General features: G+C 65.5%; 20 protein-coding genes and 1 pseudogene. 19 read left to right on the top strand and 2 right to left on the bottom strand.

The annotated features are described in order from the left end of the window. From ASF94_RS04870 to ASF94_RS04930, 13 genes and pseudogenes are all read left to right on the top strand, one after another. Window positions 1-231 (top strand): annotated as a pseudogene (locus tag ASF94_RS04870) (hypothetical protein); the annotation flags it as partial. Window positions 232-255: 24 nt separating this feature from the next. Beyond that, window positions 256-567 carry a 30S ribosomal protein S10 gene (gene rpsJ, locus ASF94_RS04875; RefSeq protein ID WP_005796953.1) on the top strand — a complete coding sequence of 104 codons (312 nt, stop codon included), beginning with the start codon at window positions 256-258 and terminating at the stop codon, window positions 565-567. Window positions 568-810: 243 nt separating this feature from the next. Beyond that, a complete protein-coding gene (gene rplC / locus ASF94_RS04880) occupies window positions 811-1,485 on the top strand; it encodes a 50S ribosomal protein L3 (RefSeq protein ID WP_056662445.1) in 675 nt (224 codons plus the stop codon). After that, window positions 1,485-2,105, top strand: coding sequence for a 50S ribosomal protein L4 (gene rplD / locus ASF94_RS04885; protein WP_056662448.1), 621 nt, complete (start codon window positions 1,485-1,487; stop codon window positions 2,103-2,105). Before rplC ends, rplD begins: the two co-directional genes overlap by 1 nt. Then, on the top strand, window positions 2,102-2,416 hold the full coding sequence (gene rplW / locus ASF94_RS04890) for a 50S ribosomal protein L23 (protein WP_056662449.1): 315 nt from the start codon (window positions 2,102-2,104) through the stop codon (window positions 2,414-2,416). The genes rplD and rplW overlap by 4 nt, the downstream gene beginning before the upstream one ends. Continuing rightward, window positions 2,417-3,241, top strand: coding sequence for a 50S ribosomal protein L2 (gene rplB / locus ASF94_RS04895; protein ID WP_056662452.1), 825 nt, complete (start codon window positions 2,417-2,419; stop codon window positions 3,239-3,241). A 10-nt stretch (window positions 3,242-3,251) separates the two neighbouring features. After that, window positions 3,252-3,527, top strand: a complete 276-nt coding sequence (gene rpsS / locus ASF94_RS04900) for a 30S ribosomal protein S19 (protein WP_027997031.1) — start codon at window positions 3,252-3,254, stop codon at window positions 3,525-3,527. A gap of 9 nt (window positions 3,528-3,536) precedes the next feature. Continuing rightward, window positions 3,537-3,869, top strand: coding sequence for a 50S ribosomal protein L22 (rplV, locus tag ASF94_RS04905; protein ID WP_005796970.1), 333 nt, complete (start codon window positions 3,537-3,539; stop codon window positions 3,867-3,869). Window positions 3,870-3,883: 14 nt separating this feature from the next. Then, window positions 3,884-4,768 (top strand): 30S ribosomal protein S3, encoded by an 885-nt coding sequence (rpsC, locus tag ASF94_RS04910; RefSeq protein WP_056662455.1) that lies wholly within the window; start codon window positions 3,884-3,886, stop codon window positions 4,766-4,768. A gap of 2 nt (window positions 4,769-4,770) precedes the next feature. Continuing rightward, window positions 4,771-5,187 (top strand): 50S ribosomal protein L16, encoded by a 417-nt coding sequence (gene rplP / locus ASF94_RS04915; RefSeq protein WP_056662458.1) that lies wholly within the window; start codon window positions 4,771-4,773, stop codon window positions 5,185-5,187. Window positions 5,188-5,201: 14 nt separating this feature from the next. After that, window positions 5,202-5,399 carry a 50S ribosomal protein L29 gene (gene rpmC / locus ASF94_RS04920; RefSeq protein ID WP_056662461.1) on the top strand — a complete coding sequence of 66 codons (198 nt, stop codon included), beginning with the start codon at window positions 5,202-5,204 and terminating at the stop codon, window positions 5,397-5,399. A gap of 12 nt (window positions 5,400-5,411) precedes the next feature. After that, on the top strand, window positions 5,412-5,681 hold the full coding sequence (rpsQ, locus tag ASF94_RS04925) for a 30S ribosomal protein S17 (protein ID WP_056662464.1): 270 nt from the start codon (window positions 5,412-5,414) through the stop codon (window positions 5,679-5,681). Window positions 5,682-5,845: 164 nt separating this feature from the next. Next, a complete protein-coding gene (locus tag ASF94_RS04930) occupies window positions 5,846-6,352 on the top strand; it encodes a peroxiredoxin (RefSeq protein WP_056662467.1) in 507 nt (168 codons plus the stop codon). A gap of 328 nt (window positions 6,353-6,680) precedes the next feature. Here the strand turns inward: ASF94_RS04930 and ASF94_RS04935 are convergent, their stop codons facing one another. Next, window positions 6,681-7,124 carry a GNAT family N-acetyltransferase gene (locus ASF94_RS04935; protein ID WP_369818634.1) on the bottom strand — a complete coding sequence of 148 codons (444 nt, stop codon included), beginning with the start codon at window positions 7,122-7,124 and terminating at the stop codon, window positions 6,681-6,683. A gap of 315 nt (window positions 7,125-7,439) precedes the next feature. Further along, window positions 7,440-7,943: a TlpA disulfide reductase family protein gene (locus ASF94_RS04940; protein WP_056662474.1), complete on the bottom strand. Its 504-nt coding sequence runs from the start codon at window positions 7,941-7,943 to the stop codon at window positions 7,440-7,442. A 247-nt stretch (window positions 7,944-8,190) separates the two neighbouring features. On the opposite strand from ASF94_RS04940, the gene ASF94_RS04945 reads away from it, so the two are divergent. From ASF94_RS04945 to ASF94_RS04970, 6 genes are all read left to right on the top strand, one after another. Beyond that, window positions 8,191-8,751 carry a hypothetical protein gene (locus ASF94_RS04945; protein ID WP_056662477.1) on the top strand — a complete coding sequence of 187 codons (561 nt, stop codon included), beginning with the start codon at window positions 8,191-8,193 and terminating at the stop codon, window positions 8,749-8,751. A gap of 113 nt (window positions 8,752-8,864) precedes the next feature. Next, window positions 8,865-9,317: a PTS sugar transporter subunit IIA gene (locus tag ASF94_RS04950; protein WP_056662480.1), complete on the top strand. Its 453-nt coding sequence runs from the start codon at window positions 8,865-8,867 to the stop codon at window positions 9,315-9,317. Next, the gene (locus tag ASF94_RS04955; protein WP_056662483.1) at window positions 9,286-9,555 is read left to right on the top strand and encodes an HPr family phosphocarrier protein; all 270 of its coding nucleotides are present in this window, start codon (window positions 9,286-9,288) and stop codon (window positions 9,553-9,555) included. The genes ASF94_RS04950 and ASF94_RS04955 overlap by 32 nt, the downstream gene beginning before the upstream one ends. 82 nt (window positions 9,556-9,637) lie before the next feature. Next, window positions 9,638-11,395: a phosphoenolpyruvate--protein phosphotransferase gene (gene ptsP / locus ASF94_RS04960; protein ID WP_056662487.1), complete on the top strand. Its 1,758-nt coding sequence runs from the start codon at window positions 9,638-9,640 to the stop codon at window positions 11,393-11,395. A gap of 232 nt (window positions 11,396-11,627) precedes the next feature. After that, on the top strand, window positions 11,628-12,860 hold the full coding sequence (locus ASF94_RS04965; protein ID WP_056662490.1) for a SpoIIE family protein phosphatase: 1,233 nt from the start codon (window positions 11,628-11,630) through the stop codon (window positions 12,858-12,860). 14 nt (window positions 12,861-12,874) lie between these two features. Further along, window positions 12,875-13,447 (top strand): SiaB family protein kinase, encoded by a 573-nt coding sequence (locus tag ASF94_RS04970; RefSeq protein ID WP_056662493.1) that lies wholly within the window; start codon window positions 12,875-12,877, stop codon window positions 13,445-13,447. The last annotated feature ends 26 nt before the right edge of the window (window positions 13,448-13,473 follow it).

Here is a 13,473-nt window from a genome sequence, read left to right on the forward strand (position 1 = left end):
AGGGCAAGTTTGGCGAGTTCGTGCTGCTGGCCACAGTTCTACTTCCGCACGACCGACGTCACTGGCGCCATCGAGCTGCCAGAAGGCAAGGAAATGGTCATGCCTGGCGACAACGTGTCGATCACCGTCAAGCTGATCAACCCCATCGCCATGGAAGAAGGTCTGCGCTTCGCTATCCGTGAAGGCGGTCGTACCGTCGGCGCCGGCGTCGTGGCCAAGGTCATTGCTTAATATTTAAGCAATAAAGGAACTGCCATGTCCAAGCAAAAGATCCGCATCCGCCTGAAGGCTTTCGATTACAAGCTGATCGACCAGTCCGCCGCTGAAATCGTCGACACCGCCAAGCGCACCGGCGCCATCGTCAAGGGCCCCGTGCCCCTGCCGACGCGCATGAAGCGCTTCGACATCCTGCGTTCGCCGCACGTCAACAAGACGTCGCGCGACCAGCTGGAAATCCGCACCCACCAGCGTCTGATGGACATCGTGGACCCGACCGACAAGACGGTCGACGCCCTGATGAAGCTCGACCTGCCGGCTGGCGTGGACGTCGAGATCAAGCTGCAGTAATTGCGCTGAACCGTGGCGCGGCGTTCACGCTGCGCCCTTCCTATAACGCGGACTTGCCTGAAAAGGCAGTCCGCGTTATACTTTGCGGCTTCGCCTTTTTTGCGCATCTTTTAGAGGTGCGCAGCGCGGCGAAGTTTTATCAACCTTCTTTCGCGCACGCAGGTAATGCACTTTCAGTGCGGCCGACCGTGCAAACGCCTTGGCCAATTGAAGTCGAGGCGGTGAAAGTTTTGGAGAAAACCAATGAGTCTGAGCAACTCCCTGGGGTTGCTGGGTCGCAAGGTGGGCATGATGCGTCTGTTCACCGATGACGGGGACGCAGTGCCTGTCACGGTGGTGGATGTGTCCAACAACCGCGTGACCCAGATCAAAACCGAAGAGAACGATGGCTACGTGTCCCTGCAGGTCACGTTCGGTTCGCGCAAAGCATCGCGCGTGACCAAGCCAGAAGCCGGTCACCTCGCCAAGGCGGGTGTCGAAGCCGGTGAAATCATCCGCGAATTCCGCGTGACCGCTGAAACCGCCGGCAAGTACGCCGCCGGTGCCGCCGTGCCCGTGGCTGACGTGTTCGCAGTGGGCCAGAAGGTCGATGTGCAAGGCACCTCGATCGGTAAGGGCTACGCCGGCACGATCAAGCGCCACAACATGTCGTCGCAGCGCGCCTCCCACGGTAACAGCCGTTCGCACAATGTCCCCGGCTCGATCGGTATGGCACAAGACCCAGGTCGCGTGTTTCCGGGCAAGCGCATGACGGGCCATCTGGGCGACGTGACGGTCACCACGCAAAACCTCGACGTGATTCGTATCGACGAAGCACGCCAACTGCTCTTGATCAAGGGCGCTGTTCCGGGCTCCAAGGGTGGCTTCGTGACGGTGCGTCCCGCAGTCAAGGCCAAAGCCGCTGAAGGAGCGAACTAATGCAGCTCGAACTCCTGAATGACCAAGGCCAGGCCGCATCCAAGTTCGATGCCCCTGAGACCGTGTTCGGTCGTGAATTCAACGAAGACCTGGTGCACCAGATCGTCGTCGCTTACCAGGCCAACGGCCGCCAAGGCACGCGCGCCCAGAAGGACCGCGAGCAGGTTCGCCACTCGACCAAGAAGCCTTTCAAGCAAAAGGGCACCGGCCGCGCTCGCGCCGGTATGACCTCCTCGCCTCTGTGGCGTGGGGGCGGTCGCATCTTCCCGAACCTGCCTGAAGAAAACTTCACGCAGAAGATCAACAAGAAGATGTACCGCGCCGGCATGGCCGCCATCCTGTCCCAGCTGGCCCGCGAAGGCCGCCTGGCCGTGGTGGACTCGCTGACGATCGACTCGCCGAAGACCAAGGTCCTGGCCGACAAGTTCAAGGCGATGAATCTGCAATCGGTGATGGTGATCGCTGAAGAAGTGGACGAAAACCTGTACCTCGCCTCGCGCAATCTGAAGAACGTGTTCATCGTCGAACCACGTTACGCAGATCCCGTGTCGCTGGTGCACTACAAGAAAGTGCTCGTCACCAAGGGCGCTATCGACAAACTCAAGGAGATGTTCGCATGAGCACGATCCAGTTTGACGAAGGCCGTCTGATGCAGGTGCTGGTCGCTCCCATCGTGTCCGAAAAGGCCACCATGGTTGCCGAGAAGTCCAATGCTGTGACGTTCAAGGTGCTGCAGAACGCTACCAAGCCCGAAATCAAGGCCGCTGTGGAATTGATGTTCAAGGTCGAGGTCAAGGGCGTTTCTGTGGTGAACACCAAAGGCAAGGCCAAGCGCTTTGGCAAGACGATGGGTCGCCGCGACAACGTGCGCAAGGCCTACGTGACGCTGAAGGAAGGCCAAGAGCTGAACCTGTCCGGGGAGGCCGCGTAAATGGCAGTCATCAAAATGAAACCGACCTCGCCTGGCCAACGTGCCGTGGTGAAGGTCACGCGTGACCACCTGTACAAGGGTGACGCTTACGCCCCCCTGCTGGAGCCTCAGTTCCAGAAGGCCGGCCGTAACAACAACGGTCACATCACCACCCGTCACAAGGGCGGTGGCCACAAGCACCACTACCGCGTGGTGGACTTCAAGCGCAACAAGGACGGCATTCCTGCGAAGGTCGAACGCGTTGAGTACGACCCGAACCGTACGGCCCACATCGCTCTGGTGTGCTATGCCGACGGTGAGCGTCGCTACATCATCGCTCCGCGTGGCCTGGAAGCCGGCGCAACGCTGATGTCCGGTTCGGAAGCCCCGATCCGTGCAGGCAACACGCTGCCCATCCGCAACATCCCCGTGGGTTCGACCATCCACTGCATCGAGCTCAAGCCCGGTGCCGGTGCGCAGATCGCCCGCTCGGCGGGTGCTTCGGCAACGCTGCTGGCCCGTGAAGGCGTCTATGCCCAGGTGCGTATGCGCTCGGGTGAAGTGCGCAAGATCCACATCGAATGCCGCGCCACCATTGGCGAAGTGGCCAACGAAGAACACAGCCTGCGCCAACTGGGCAAGGCCGGTGTGAAGCGTTGGATGGGTATTCGTCCGACGGTTCGCGGCGTGGCCATGAACCCGGTGGATCACCCGCACGGTGGTGGCGAAGGCCGTACCGGCGAAGGCCGCCATGCTGTCGATCCTTGGGGCAATCTGACCAAGGGTTATCGCACCCGCAACAACAAGCGCACACAAGTGATGATTGTGTCGCGTCGCAAGAAGTAAGGGATAACAAATGACTCGCTCTCTCAAAAAGGGTCCGTTTGTTGACCACCACTTGCTGGCGAAGGTCGAAAAGGCCGTGGCCACCAAGGACAAGAAACCAGTCAAGACCTGGTCGCGTCGCTCCATGGTTCTGCCCGATTTCATCGGTCTGACCATCGCCGTTCACAACGGCAAGCAACACGTGCCGGTCTATGTCACCGACCAGATGGTGGGCCACAAGCTGGGCGAATTCGCCCTGACGCGCACCTTCAAGGGTCACCCCGCTGACAAAAAAGTCAAGAAGTAAGGAACGACCATGTCTGAAACACGTGCAGTCCTCCGGGGCGTCCGTCTGTCGGTCGACAAGGGCCGTCTGGTCGCAGATCTGATCCGCGGCAAGAAGGTCGATCAAGCCCTGAACATCCTGACATTCACGCAGAAAAAAGCTGCCGGCATCGTCAAGAAGGTTCTGGAGTCCGCCATCGCCAACGCTGAGCACAACGACGGCGCCGACATCGACGAACTGAAGGTCAAGACCATCTACGTCGAACAAGGCACGACGCTCAAGCGCTTCACCGCGCGCGCCAAGGGCCGCGGCAACCGCATCAGCAAGCCCACGTGCCATGTGTACGTGACGGTCGGCAACTAAAGGCTCGGAAGACTATGGGACAGAAAATCCATCCTACCGGCTTCCGCCTGGCGGTCAGCCGCAACTGGGCCAGCCGCTGGTACGCAAGCAACCGTGATTTCGCCGGCATGCTGGCCGAAGACATCAAGGTGCGCGAATACCTGAAGGCCAAGCTGAAGAACGCCGCCGTCTCGCGCATCCTGATCGAGCGTCCTGCCAAGAACGCACGCATCACCATCTACTCGGCACGTCCGGGCGTGGTGATCGGCAAGAAGGGCGAGGACATCGAGAACCTCAAGCGTGAACTGGCTACCCGCCTGGGCGTGCCTGTCGCAGTGAACATCGAAGAAGTGCGCAAGCCTGAAATCGATGCCAAGCTGATCGCCGACAGCATCACCCAGCAGCTGGAAAAGCGGATCATGTTCCGCCGCGCCATGAAGCGCGCCATGCAAAACGCCATGCGTCTGGGTGCCCAAGGCATCAAGATCATGTCGGCTGGCCGTCTGAACGGTATCGAAATCGCACGTACCGAGTGGTACCGCGAAGGCCGTGTGCCACTGCACACCCTGCGCGCCGACATCGACTACGGCACCTCCGAAGCCAAGACCACCTATGGTGTGATCGGCGTGAAGGTCTGGGTCTACAAGGGCGACACGCTGGGCCGCAACGATCTGCCAGCCGCAGAGACGCCGCGTCCTGAAGAAGAGCGCCGTCCCCGTGGTCCACGCCGCGATGGCCGCCCAGGTGGCGACCGTCCAGGCGCTGGCCGTGGTGGTCCACGCCGTCCCGTGGGTGCCAATGCGGCTCCCGCAGACGGCAGCGACAAGCCCGCCGGTGCCGGTGGCGCCGATAACACCGCCGTTAAGCGCGTTCGCAAGGTTGACGCGCCCGCTACAGCAGCGGACGGCAAAGGAGAATAAAGATGCTGCAACCCGCTCGCCGCAAGTACCGCAAAGAGCAGAAGGGCCGTAACACCGGCGTTGCCACCCGTGGCAACTCGGTGGCCTTCGGCGACTTCGGCCTGAAGTGCACGGACCGTGGCCGTCTGACGGCCCGCCAGATCGAGGCCGCACGCCGTGCGATCTCCCGCCACGTGAAGCGTGGTGGCCGTATCTGGATCCGCGTCTTCCCCGACAAGCCGATCTCCACCAAGCCCGCAGAAGTGCGTATGGGTAACGGTAAGGGCAACCCCGAGTACTACGTGGCTGAAATCCAGCCCGGCAAGGTGGTGTTCGAGATCGTTGGCGTTCCGGAAGAACTGGCCCGTGAAGCGTTCCGCCTGGCTGCTGCCAAGCTGCCGCTGCGCACCACGTTCGTGGCTCGTCAAATCGGCGCTTGATCAGGAGAATTGAAATGACCAAAGCTGCTGAACTGCGCCAAAAAGACGTCGCTGGCATCGAAGCCGAAATCAAGTCCTTGCAAAAGGCGCATTTCGGTCTGCGCATGCAGAAGGCCACGCAACAACTGGCCAACACGAACACGCTGCGTATCACCCGTCGTGATATCGCCCGCGCCAAGACCATCCTTGCTGAAAAGCAAGCCGCCAAGTAAAGAGGAGCCCACATGACGGAAGCTAAAAGATCCCTCAAGCGCACCTTGATTGGCAAGGTGGTCAGCGACAAGCGTCAAAAGACCGTGACCGTGCTGGTCGAGCGCCGTGTGAAGCATGAGCTCTACGGCAAGATCGTCGCGAAGTCGAGCAAGTACCACGCCCATGATGAAAATGGCGAGTACAAGCTGGGCGACACGATCGAGATCACCGAGAGCCGTCCCCTGTCCAAGACCAAGAACTGGGTTGCGACCCGTCTGGTCCAGAAGGCCGGCCTGCTCTGATCGCTGCACTGGCGGGCCCGCAAGGCCGCCAGACTGCACATCCCTGAAAAACGACCCACAATGTGGGTCGTTTTTTTTATTCCCGAATGGCTTCGGGCGGGTTGCGGTCTTCCCTCCGTTCCTCGCTCTCTCAATCAACCATTCATCACCCTGAGGAGATAGACATGATCAAAGTCGGCGACGCACTGCCAGCCACCACCCTGATGGAGTATTCCGAAGTCGAAGGCAACGGCTGCAGCCTCGGCCCCAACGCCGTGGACGTGTCCCAAGCCACTGCTGGCAAGACCATTGCCGTCTTCGCGGTGCCTGGTGCCTTCACGCCCACCTGCTCGGCCAAGCATGTGCCGGGTTACGTGGAGCAGGCCGACGCCTTCAAGGCCGCCGGTGTCGATGAAATCTGGTGCCTGAGCGTGAACGACGCCTTCGTGATGGGCGCCTGGGCGCGCGACCAGAAGACGAACGGCAAGGTCCGCATGCTGGCCGACGGCGATGCGGCCTTCGCCAAGGCCACCGGCCTGACGCTGGACCTGAACGGCAAGGGCCTGGGGCTGCGCAGCAACCGCTACTCCATGCTGGTCAAGGACGGCAAGGTCGTCTCGCTGAACGTCGAGGCACCGGGCAAGTTCGAGGTGAGCGACGCAGCCACGCTGCTGGGCCAGGCCCAGGCCTGATCGGCCCAGGCCGCGCCGGCCAGACGATTCCACCGCGCCGGGCTGCTCATGGCTTGCCCGGCGCGCTGCATTCCGGGCGGCAGGATGGGAGCCGGTTCGCGACTCTGTCGGGCCGGCGTCGACCCGCGGCGAGGCCGGGAGATACTTTGCTATTCATTCAATAGCACGCCGCATAGCGAGCGTAGGCGCTCGCGGCGGAAAGTGTGACTAGAGGCGTTCGGCGCCGTCGCTCCCCGCCATTGCATCGGCGGGTGACGGCGGAGAGCGCGCAGCGTCGGGTGGGCTATTCGTACCAGTGAAGCGCCACCCGCCCCGGCGCAGCTGCGTCTCAGTCGATGTCCGCCTTTAGGTAGTGCGAGCCCTCCAGCGGGCTGTGGTAGTAGGGTGGAATCTCTTCGAAGCCCAGGTCAGCGTACAGAGCCCGGGCCGATTCCATGCCGTCCAGCGTGTCGAGCAGCACGCAGGCATAGCCCGCCTGCCGGGCTGCATCCAGCGTGGCTTCGGCGAGCTGTCGGCCCAGGCCGAAGCCGCGGAACGGCTTGCGCACGTACAGCCGCTTCATCTCGCTTGCATTGGGGTAGTCGGCGGCGTCCATCGGCCGCAGCGCACAGCAGCCGGCGATGCTGCCGTCCACTTGCGCCAGCAGCAAGTGCCCGCGGGGCGGCGCGTAGTCACCGGGCAGGCCGGCGAGCTCGGCCTCGAAATTCTGGAAGGCCAGGTCGACGCCCAGCGAGTCGGCGTACTCGCGGAAGATGGCCTGCACGGCAGCCATCTCGTCGGCGCGGGTGGGGGTCAGCAGGGTGACGGCGGGCGTGTGGTCCACGGGGCAGGATGCGTCGGCCGAGCGCAGGCGGGCCGACCCAGGGAGAACGAAACAAGCGGCCAGTGTAGCGGGCGCGATTCCGTGAGGGGTACGTGCTGGGGCCGCAGGCGTGCTCCGGGCCAACCACCGGCGCCCAGGCGAGGGGCACCGGTACTCACCTCCAGGATGCTATGCTATTAATAGCAGTGTACCGAGGCTGCAAGGGCGCTGGAGGCCCAAATGATTGAAACTCCAGCCCGAGGGCGCTGCCCTGGGGACAAGGAATCAGGTCTCCGCCAGCAAGCGCTCGATGAGCTTGTGCAGTTCGGGAAAGTCCGGAGCGCCGACATAGGTCTTCACGATCTCGCCGTGCTTGTTGACGATGAAGGTCGAGGGCGTCAGCTTGACGTCGCCCCAGGCCTGGGCGACGGCGCCGGTGTTGTCGATGGCGACCTTGAACGGCAGCTTGCGCGTCTCGGCAAAATTGACGACGTAGCTGGGCGGGTCGTAGCTCATCGCCACGGCCAGCGTGTCGTAGCCCTGGCTCTGATACTTCTGGTGCGTGGCGACGATCTCGGGCATCTCGGCCACACAGGTGACGCAGCTCGTGGCCCAGAAGTTGACGAGCGTCACCTTGCCGCGCAGGTCGTCGGTGGTCTGGCGTGTGCCGTCCAGCAGCACGAAAGTGGAGGGCGGCGCAGCGGCCTTGCCGGTGGACAGGAAGATCCAGCCCGCGACGGCGGCGCAGGCCGCGATCGCGGCGGCGGCCAGTCCATGGGTGATGCGCATAGGTCGTCTCTCTCAAGGGGTGATGCGGTGCGGGCCTCCGCCCGCCACAGGAGGAGGGGACACCGGAGGGGAAGCTCGCCGCATTGTGCAGCAGCGGTAAATCAGGTGTCTCGGTCGGATCGCCGCCGGAGCCGGAAGTTCGCGCGGCCGGCGCTCGCCGGCGCACTCCGGCGCACTGCATTGACCTGCGTCAGGCATGCGCGGCTGTGTCCGCACGCCGCCCCGCCGCGTGCCGATAATCGCCTGCATGAAAGTTCACAGCGCGGCAGGGCCCGCAGCACTTGCCTGCCTGGTCGCGTTGAGCGGCTGCAGCCCCGCACTGAACTGGCGCACGGTGACGCTGGAAGACGCAGGCCTGGTCGCGCTCCTGCCCTGCAAGCCCGACCATGCGGTGCGGCCGGTGGACCTGGGCGGCCACAAGGCCGACCTGTCCCTCTGGGGATGCGATGCGGACGGGGCGACCTTCGCCGTGTCGCATCTGCGCGGCCCTGGCCCGGCCGAGGCGGATGCGGCGCTGGTGCGATGGCGCGGGGCCGTGCTGTCCCGCATGCAGGCGCAGCCCGTCCCCGCCGCTGACGCCGCCACCGCCGCGGAAGCCTTCGCACCGCCGAAAGCGCTCGCGTTGCCGTCTGCGGTCCGCGTCACGGCGCAAGGTCGCACGCCGGGCGGCACCCCCATCACGGCGCACGCCGCGTGGTTCGGCCGACTGCAGGGCAGCGAGATGCATCTCTATCACGCCGTGGTCTATGCGCCCGCCGCCCGCCCGGCGGTGGCCGACACGTTCTTCGCCGGACTGGCACTGCAATGAGGGGCGGGGTCCGTCCGTGTGCGGATGCCCGGCCACGCGCCCGCACGCCCGCGCGCCCGTGCGACGGGCTGGCGGCGGGCCCGGCGCCATAATGCGGGCCACACCTGCCTGCCATGACCACGACGCGCATCTTCCTCATCGCCCATGCTCCCCTGGCCCATGCCCTGCGCGAATGCGCGCTGCATGTGTTCGCCGACTGTGCCGACGACGTGGTGGCGCTGGACGTCCACCCGGCTGCGTCCCCGGAGGAATCGCTGGCAGCGGCCCGCATCCTCATGGAGCAGCAGGACGACCGGCCCACGCTGGTGCTGACCGACGTGTTCGGCGCCACACCCTGCAATGTTGCCCAGCGGCTGGTGGACGGCCACACCTCGCGCCTGGTCTGCGGCGCCAACCTGCCCATGCTGCTGCGCGCCGTGAGCTACCGGGCCGAATCGCTGGAAGCCCTGGTCGCGCGCGCCGTGGTCGGCGGCACGCAGGGGGTGATGCAGGTGGCCATCTCGGCGCCCCAGAATCAGATCCGACGGTCTCACCATGATCAAGAAAACTATCACCATCAGCAATAAGCTCGGCCTGCACGCCCGGGCGTCCGCCAAGCTCACCAAGCTGGCCGGCAGCTTCCCGTGCGACGTGTGGCTGTCGCGCGGTGAGCGCCGCATCAACGCCAAGAGCATCATGGGCGTGATGATGCTGGCGGCCGGGCTGGGGTCGGCCGTGGAACTCGAAACCGACGGCGCGCGCGAGCAAGAGGCCATGGACGCACTCGTGGCACTGATCGACGGCAAGTTCGGCGAAGGCGAATGATGCTGGGGGGCGCCGTGGCTCGGCACGCTCGCCGGTGGGCGGGAGGGGCGGCGGGCCGGCCACGGGGCGCAGGAGCCCGCGCATGACGTTCTCCATCCACGGCCTGCCGGTGTCGCGCGGCATCGCCATCGGCCGGGCGGTGCTGGTCGCCTCCAGCCGTATCGACGTGGCGCACTACTTCATCGAAGCCGATCAGGTCGCCGCCGAGATCGTGCGCGTGCGCAACGGCCGCAATGCGGTGATCGACGAGCTGCAGCGCCTGCAGGCCGACATGCCGCCCGACGCGCCGCCCGAACTGGCCGCGCTGCTGGACGTGCACCTGATGCTCTTGCAGGACGAAGCGCTGGTGAGCGGCGTCAAGCACTGGATCACCGACCGGCTCTACAACGCCGAATGGGCGCTCACCACGCAGCTGGAGATCATCGCGCGCCAGTTCGACGAGATGGAGGACGAATACCTGCGCGAGCGCAAGGCCGACCTGGAACAGGTGGTCGAGCGGATCCTGCGGCACATGAAGGGCGTGGCCAGCCCGGTGGCGCCCCCCGGCGGCGGCGCGCGCCGCAAGCTGGGGCAGGAACTGCTGCTCGACGACACGGTGGACGTCCCGCTGGTGCTGGTGGCGCACGATCTGTCGCCGGCCGACATGCTGCAGTTCAAGCGCAGCGTCTTCGCCGGTTTCGTGACCGATGTGGGGGGCAAGACCTCGCACACCGCCATCGTCGCGCGCAGCATGGACATACCGGCCGTGGTGGGTGCGCGCGCCGCCAGCCAGCTGGTGCGGCAGGACGACTGGGTCATCATCGACGGCGACGCCGGCGTGGTGATCGTCGATCCGTCCGCCATCATCCTGGCGGAATACGGCTTCCGGCAGCGGCAGGGCTCGCTCGAGCGCGAGCGCCTCTCGCGCCTGCGCCACACCCCCGCTGTCACGCTCGACGGCCAGCCCATCGAGCTGCTCGCCAACATCGAACAGCCGGCCGACGCCGCCGTGGCGGTGCGTGCGGGCGCGGTCGGCGTGGGGCTCTTTCGCAGCGAATTCCTGTTCATGGACCGGGCCGGCCACCTGCCCGACGAAGAGGCGCAATACCAGGCCTACCGCGAGGCGGTCGAGGGCATGCAGGGCCTGCCGGTCACGCTGCGCACCATCGACGTAGGCGCCGACAAGCCGCTCGACAAGTCCCACAAGGACACGCACCTGAACCCCGCGCTGGGCCTGCGCGCCATCCGCTGGAGCCTCGCCGATCCGGCGATGTTCCGCACGCAGCTGCGCGCCGTGCTGCGGGCTGCCGCGCACGGGCCGGTGAACCTGCTGTTTCCGATGCTCGCGCACGTCACCGAGATCCGCCAGACCCTGGCGCAGGTCGACCTCGCCCGCGCCGAACTCGATGCACGCGGCGCCACGTACGGCGCCGTCCAGCTGGGCGCGATGATCGAAGTCCCGGCGGCTGCGCTCATCGTGCGCAGCTTCCTGCGCCATTTCGACTTCCTCTCGATCGGCACCAACGACCTGATCCAGTACACCCTGGCCATCGACCGCGTGGACGAAGCGGTCGCGCACCTGTACGACCCGCTGCACCCGGCGGTGCTGCGCCTGGTGGCGGATGTGATCGCTGCCGGCAACGCGCTCGGCAAGAGCGTGTGCGTGTGCGGTGAAACGGCGGGTGACGTGACCATGACCCGGCTGCTGCTGGGCCTGGGGCTGCGCAGCTTCTCGATGCATCCGGCGCAGATCCTTGCCGTGAAGCAGGAGGTGCTGCGTGCCGACACCCGCAAGCTCGCGGCATGGGCCCGGCAGGTGCTGGAGTCGGACGATCCCGCGGCGCTGCTGGCGTCCGGGTAGCCGGCAGCAGATGAGCTGACCACCGGGTAGCGGGCGCAGGAGGGGGTGGGGCGGGACCGCTCAGGCAGGTTCCCGCCGCGCCCTGTCCGGGCGATGGGCGGTCGGCCCCATGCGGCGGGCGCGACCAGGCGTTGTTTCGAGGCGCCCCGCCACGGGGCCGGCCCTTCACGAAGCAGTCACTGAACCGACATGTTCCCTGGCTAGCATCGGCCGACCTAGATTGGCAGCCCCCATGTCCGCAACTCCCGAGTATCTGAGCGGCTTCCGGCCCCGTTTCCGTCAGCCCAGCGCCGCGGACCTGTGCAACGCCGTGCCTTGCATGACCGCCGACCAGACCAACGAGCAGGTCATGGAGGTGTTCGGCCAGCACCGCGACCTGGTCAGCCTGCCGGTGGTCGAAGGCGCGCAGCCCATCGGTCTCATCAACCGCAACATCTTCCTGTCGCAGATGAGCAAGCCGTTCCGCATGGAGCTGTACGGCCGCAAGAGCTGCATCGCCTTCATGGACAAGGAGCCGCTGGTCGTGGAGTCGACGCTCGACATCGAGGCGCTCACCTTCCGGACGGTGGAGTGCGGCGAAAAAGCCATGTCGGACGGCTTCATCATCACCGAGCGGGGCGCCTATGCCGGCGTGGGCCACGGTTTGCAGCTGATGCGCGTGGTGGCCGACATGCAGGCGGCGCGCAACCAGCAGATCATGCACAGCATCGACTACGCGAGCGTGATTCAGCGCTCCACGCTGCGCAGCTCGCTCGACGCGCTGGCGCGGGTCTGCCCCGGTGCGCACCTGGTGTGGGAGCCGCGCGACGTCGTCGGGGGCGATTTCTACCAGTTCAGCACCGAGGGCGAGGGCTGGTTTGCCACCGTGGCCGACTGCACCGGACACGGCGTGCCGGGCGCGTTCATGACCCTGATCGCCTCCACCAACCTGGGCCAGGCCATCAAGCAGCACGGCCCGCGGGATCCTGCCCTGCTGCTGGGCAGCGTGAACCGCAGCATCAAGCAGATGCTCGGCCAGCTGGATGGGCAGGACGCCACGCCGGGGTCGGACGACGGCATGGACGCCGCCTGCTTCTGGTTCGAGCCAGCGCAGGGACGGCTGGTCTTCGCCGGCGCACGTCTCGCGCTCATGCTCGTGCGCCCTGGCGCGGGCGAAGTGGACGTCGTGGAAGGCCAGCGCACGGGCGTCGGCTATGTGGACAGCGCTTTCGACCACCGCTGGACCAACCAGGAAGTGCTGCTGCCGCCCGGGACGCTCGTCTTCATCACCACCGACGGGCTGATCGACCAGGTCGGCGGCCCGCGCGCCATCGCCCTGGGCAAGCGCCGGCTGCGCGAGCTGCTGTACGAACACCGGCACGGCACGCCTGCGGAGATCAACCAGCGCGTTTTGGACGCGCTGCGCGACTGGCAGGGCGAGCAGCACCGCCGCGACGACCTGACTTTCTTTTGCTTTCGTACCTGAGACGGACACCGGATATGCCCTCCCACCAGATCGCCGAAAAATACGGCTCCTTCTTCCAGCTGGCCCGCCAGCACCAGGTCATCTTCTACTACGTGGGCTACTTCTCGCAGACCATCATCGCCGCCATGGCCGATGCGGTGAAGCTGCAGCTGGAGGTGGCCGGCGTGGCCGGGCCCACGCGGCGCAAGCTGTTTTCGGCTTTCGTGGAGATGGCGCAGAACATCGTGCATTACTCGGCGGATGCCCTGACGCCCGCCAGCCAGGACAACGGCGAGCTGCGGCACGGGTCGGTATGCATTCGCCGCGAGGCGGACGGCAGCTTCACGGTGGTGTGCGCCAATCCGGTCGAGCCCCGCATCGCCGATGAGCTGCGGGGCAAGCTGGACACGCTGCGCAGCATGACGCTGGACGAAGTCAAGCAGGCGTATCGCCAGACCCTGCGCGAAGAAAGCCCCGAAGGCAGCAAGGGCGCGGGCATGGGCTTTCTCACCATGGCGCGCGACGCCCGGGAGCCGCTGGAGTTCGACTTCGACCCCGCCCAGGAGGCCGGCAAACCCCCCGTGTTCTACCTGAAGGCCGCGATCTGAGTGCGCCTGCCGGACACGAATCGAGA

Source organism: Acidovorax sp. Leaf160 (genome assembly GCF_001424265.1).
In the GTDB taxonomy this organism is placed as follows: domain Bacteria; phylum Pseudomonadota; class Gammaproteobacteria; order Burkholderiales; family Burkholderiaceae_C; genus Paracidovorax.

What these genes read in the sequence shown, in the direction of transcription:
- rpsJ (WP_005796953.1), top strand. Translation starts at nt 256, where the DNA reads ATGTCCAAGCAAAAGATCCGCATCCGCCTGAAGGCTTTCGATTACAAG.
- rplC (WP_056662445.1), top strand. Translation starts at nt 811, where the DNA reads ATGAGTCTGAGCAACTCCCTGGGGTTGCTGGGTCGCAAGGTGGGCATG.
- rplD (WP_056662448.1), top strand. Translation starts at nt 1,485, where the DNA reads ATGCAGCTCGAACTCCTGAATGACCAAGGCCAGGCCGCATCCAAGTTC.
- rplW (WP_056662449.1), top strand. Translation starts at nt 2,102, where the DNA reads ATGAGCACGATCCAGTTTGACGAAGGCCGTCTGATGCAGGTGCTGGTC.
- rplB (WP_056662452.1), top strand. Translation starts at nt 2,417, where the DNA reads ATGGCAGTCATCAAAATGAAACCGACCTCGCCTGGCCAACGTGCCGTG.
- rpsS (WP_027997031.1), top strand. Translation starts at nt 3,252, where the DNA reads ATGACTCGCTCTCTCAAAAAGGGTCCGTTTGTTGACCACCACTTGCTG.
- rplV (WP_005796970.1), top strand. Translation starts at nt 3,537, where the DNA reads ATGTCTGAAACACGTGCAGTCCTCCGGGGCGTCCGTCTGTCGGTCGAC.
- rpsC (WP_056662455.1), top strand. Translation starts at nt 3,884, where the DNA reads ATGGGACAGAAAATCCATCCTACCGGCTTCCGCCTGGCGGTCAGCCGC.
- rplP (WP_056662458.1), top strand. Translation starts at nt 4,771, where the DNA reads ATGCTGCAACCCGCTCGCCGCAAGTACCGCAAAGAGCAGAAGGGCCGT.
- rpmC (WP_056662461.1), top strand. Translation starts at nt 5,202, where the DNA reads ATGACCAAAGCTGCTGAACTGCGCCAAAAAGACGTCGCTGGCATCGAA.
- rpsQ (WP_056662464.1), top strand. Translation starts at nt 5,412, where the DNA reads ATGACGGAAGCTAAAAGATCCCTCAAGCGCACCTTGATTGGCAAGGTG.
- ASF94_RS04930 (WP_056662467.1), top strand. Translation starts at nt 5,846, where the DNA reads ATGATCAAAGTCGGCGACGCACTGCCAGCCACCACCCTGATGGAGTAT.
- ASF94_RS04935 (WP_369818634.1), bottom strand. Translation starts at nt 7,124, where the DNA reads ATGGCTGCCGTGCAGGCCATCTTCCGCGAGTACGCCGACTCGCTGGGC.
- ASF94_RS04940 (WP_056662474.1), bottom strand. Translation starts at nt 7,943, where the DNA reads ATGCGCATCACCCATGGACTGGCCGCCGCCGCGATCGCGGCCTGCGCC.
- ASF94_RS04945 (WP_056662477.1), top strand. Translation starts at nt 8,191, where the DNA reads ATGAAAGTTCACAGCGCGGCAGGGCCCGCAGCACTTGCCTGCCTGGTC.
- ASF94_RS04950 (WP_056662480.1), top strand. Translation starts at nt 8,865, where the DNA reads ATGACCACGACGCGCATCTTCCTCATCGCCCATGCTCCCCTGGCCCAT.
- ASF94_RS04955 (WP_056662483.1), top strand. Translation starts at nt 9,286, where the DNA reads ATGATCAAGAAAACTATCACCATCAGCAATAAGCTCGGCCTGCACGCC.
- ptsP (WP_056662487.1), top strand. Translation starts at nt 9,638, where the DNA reads ATGACGTTCTCCATCCACGGCCTGCCGGTGTCGCGCGGCATCGCCATC.
- ASF94_RS04965 (WP_056662490.1), top strand. Translation starts at nt 11,628, where the DNA reads ATGTCCGCAACTCCCGAGTATCTGAGCGGCTTCCGGCCCCGTTTCCGT.
- ASF94_RS04970 (WP_056662493.1), top strand. Translation starts at nt 12,875, where the DNA reads ATGCCCTCCCACCAGATCGCCGAAAAATACGGCTCCTTCTTCCAGCTG.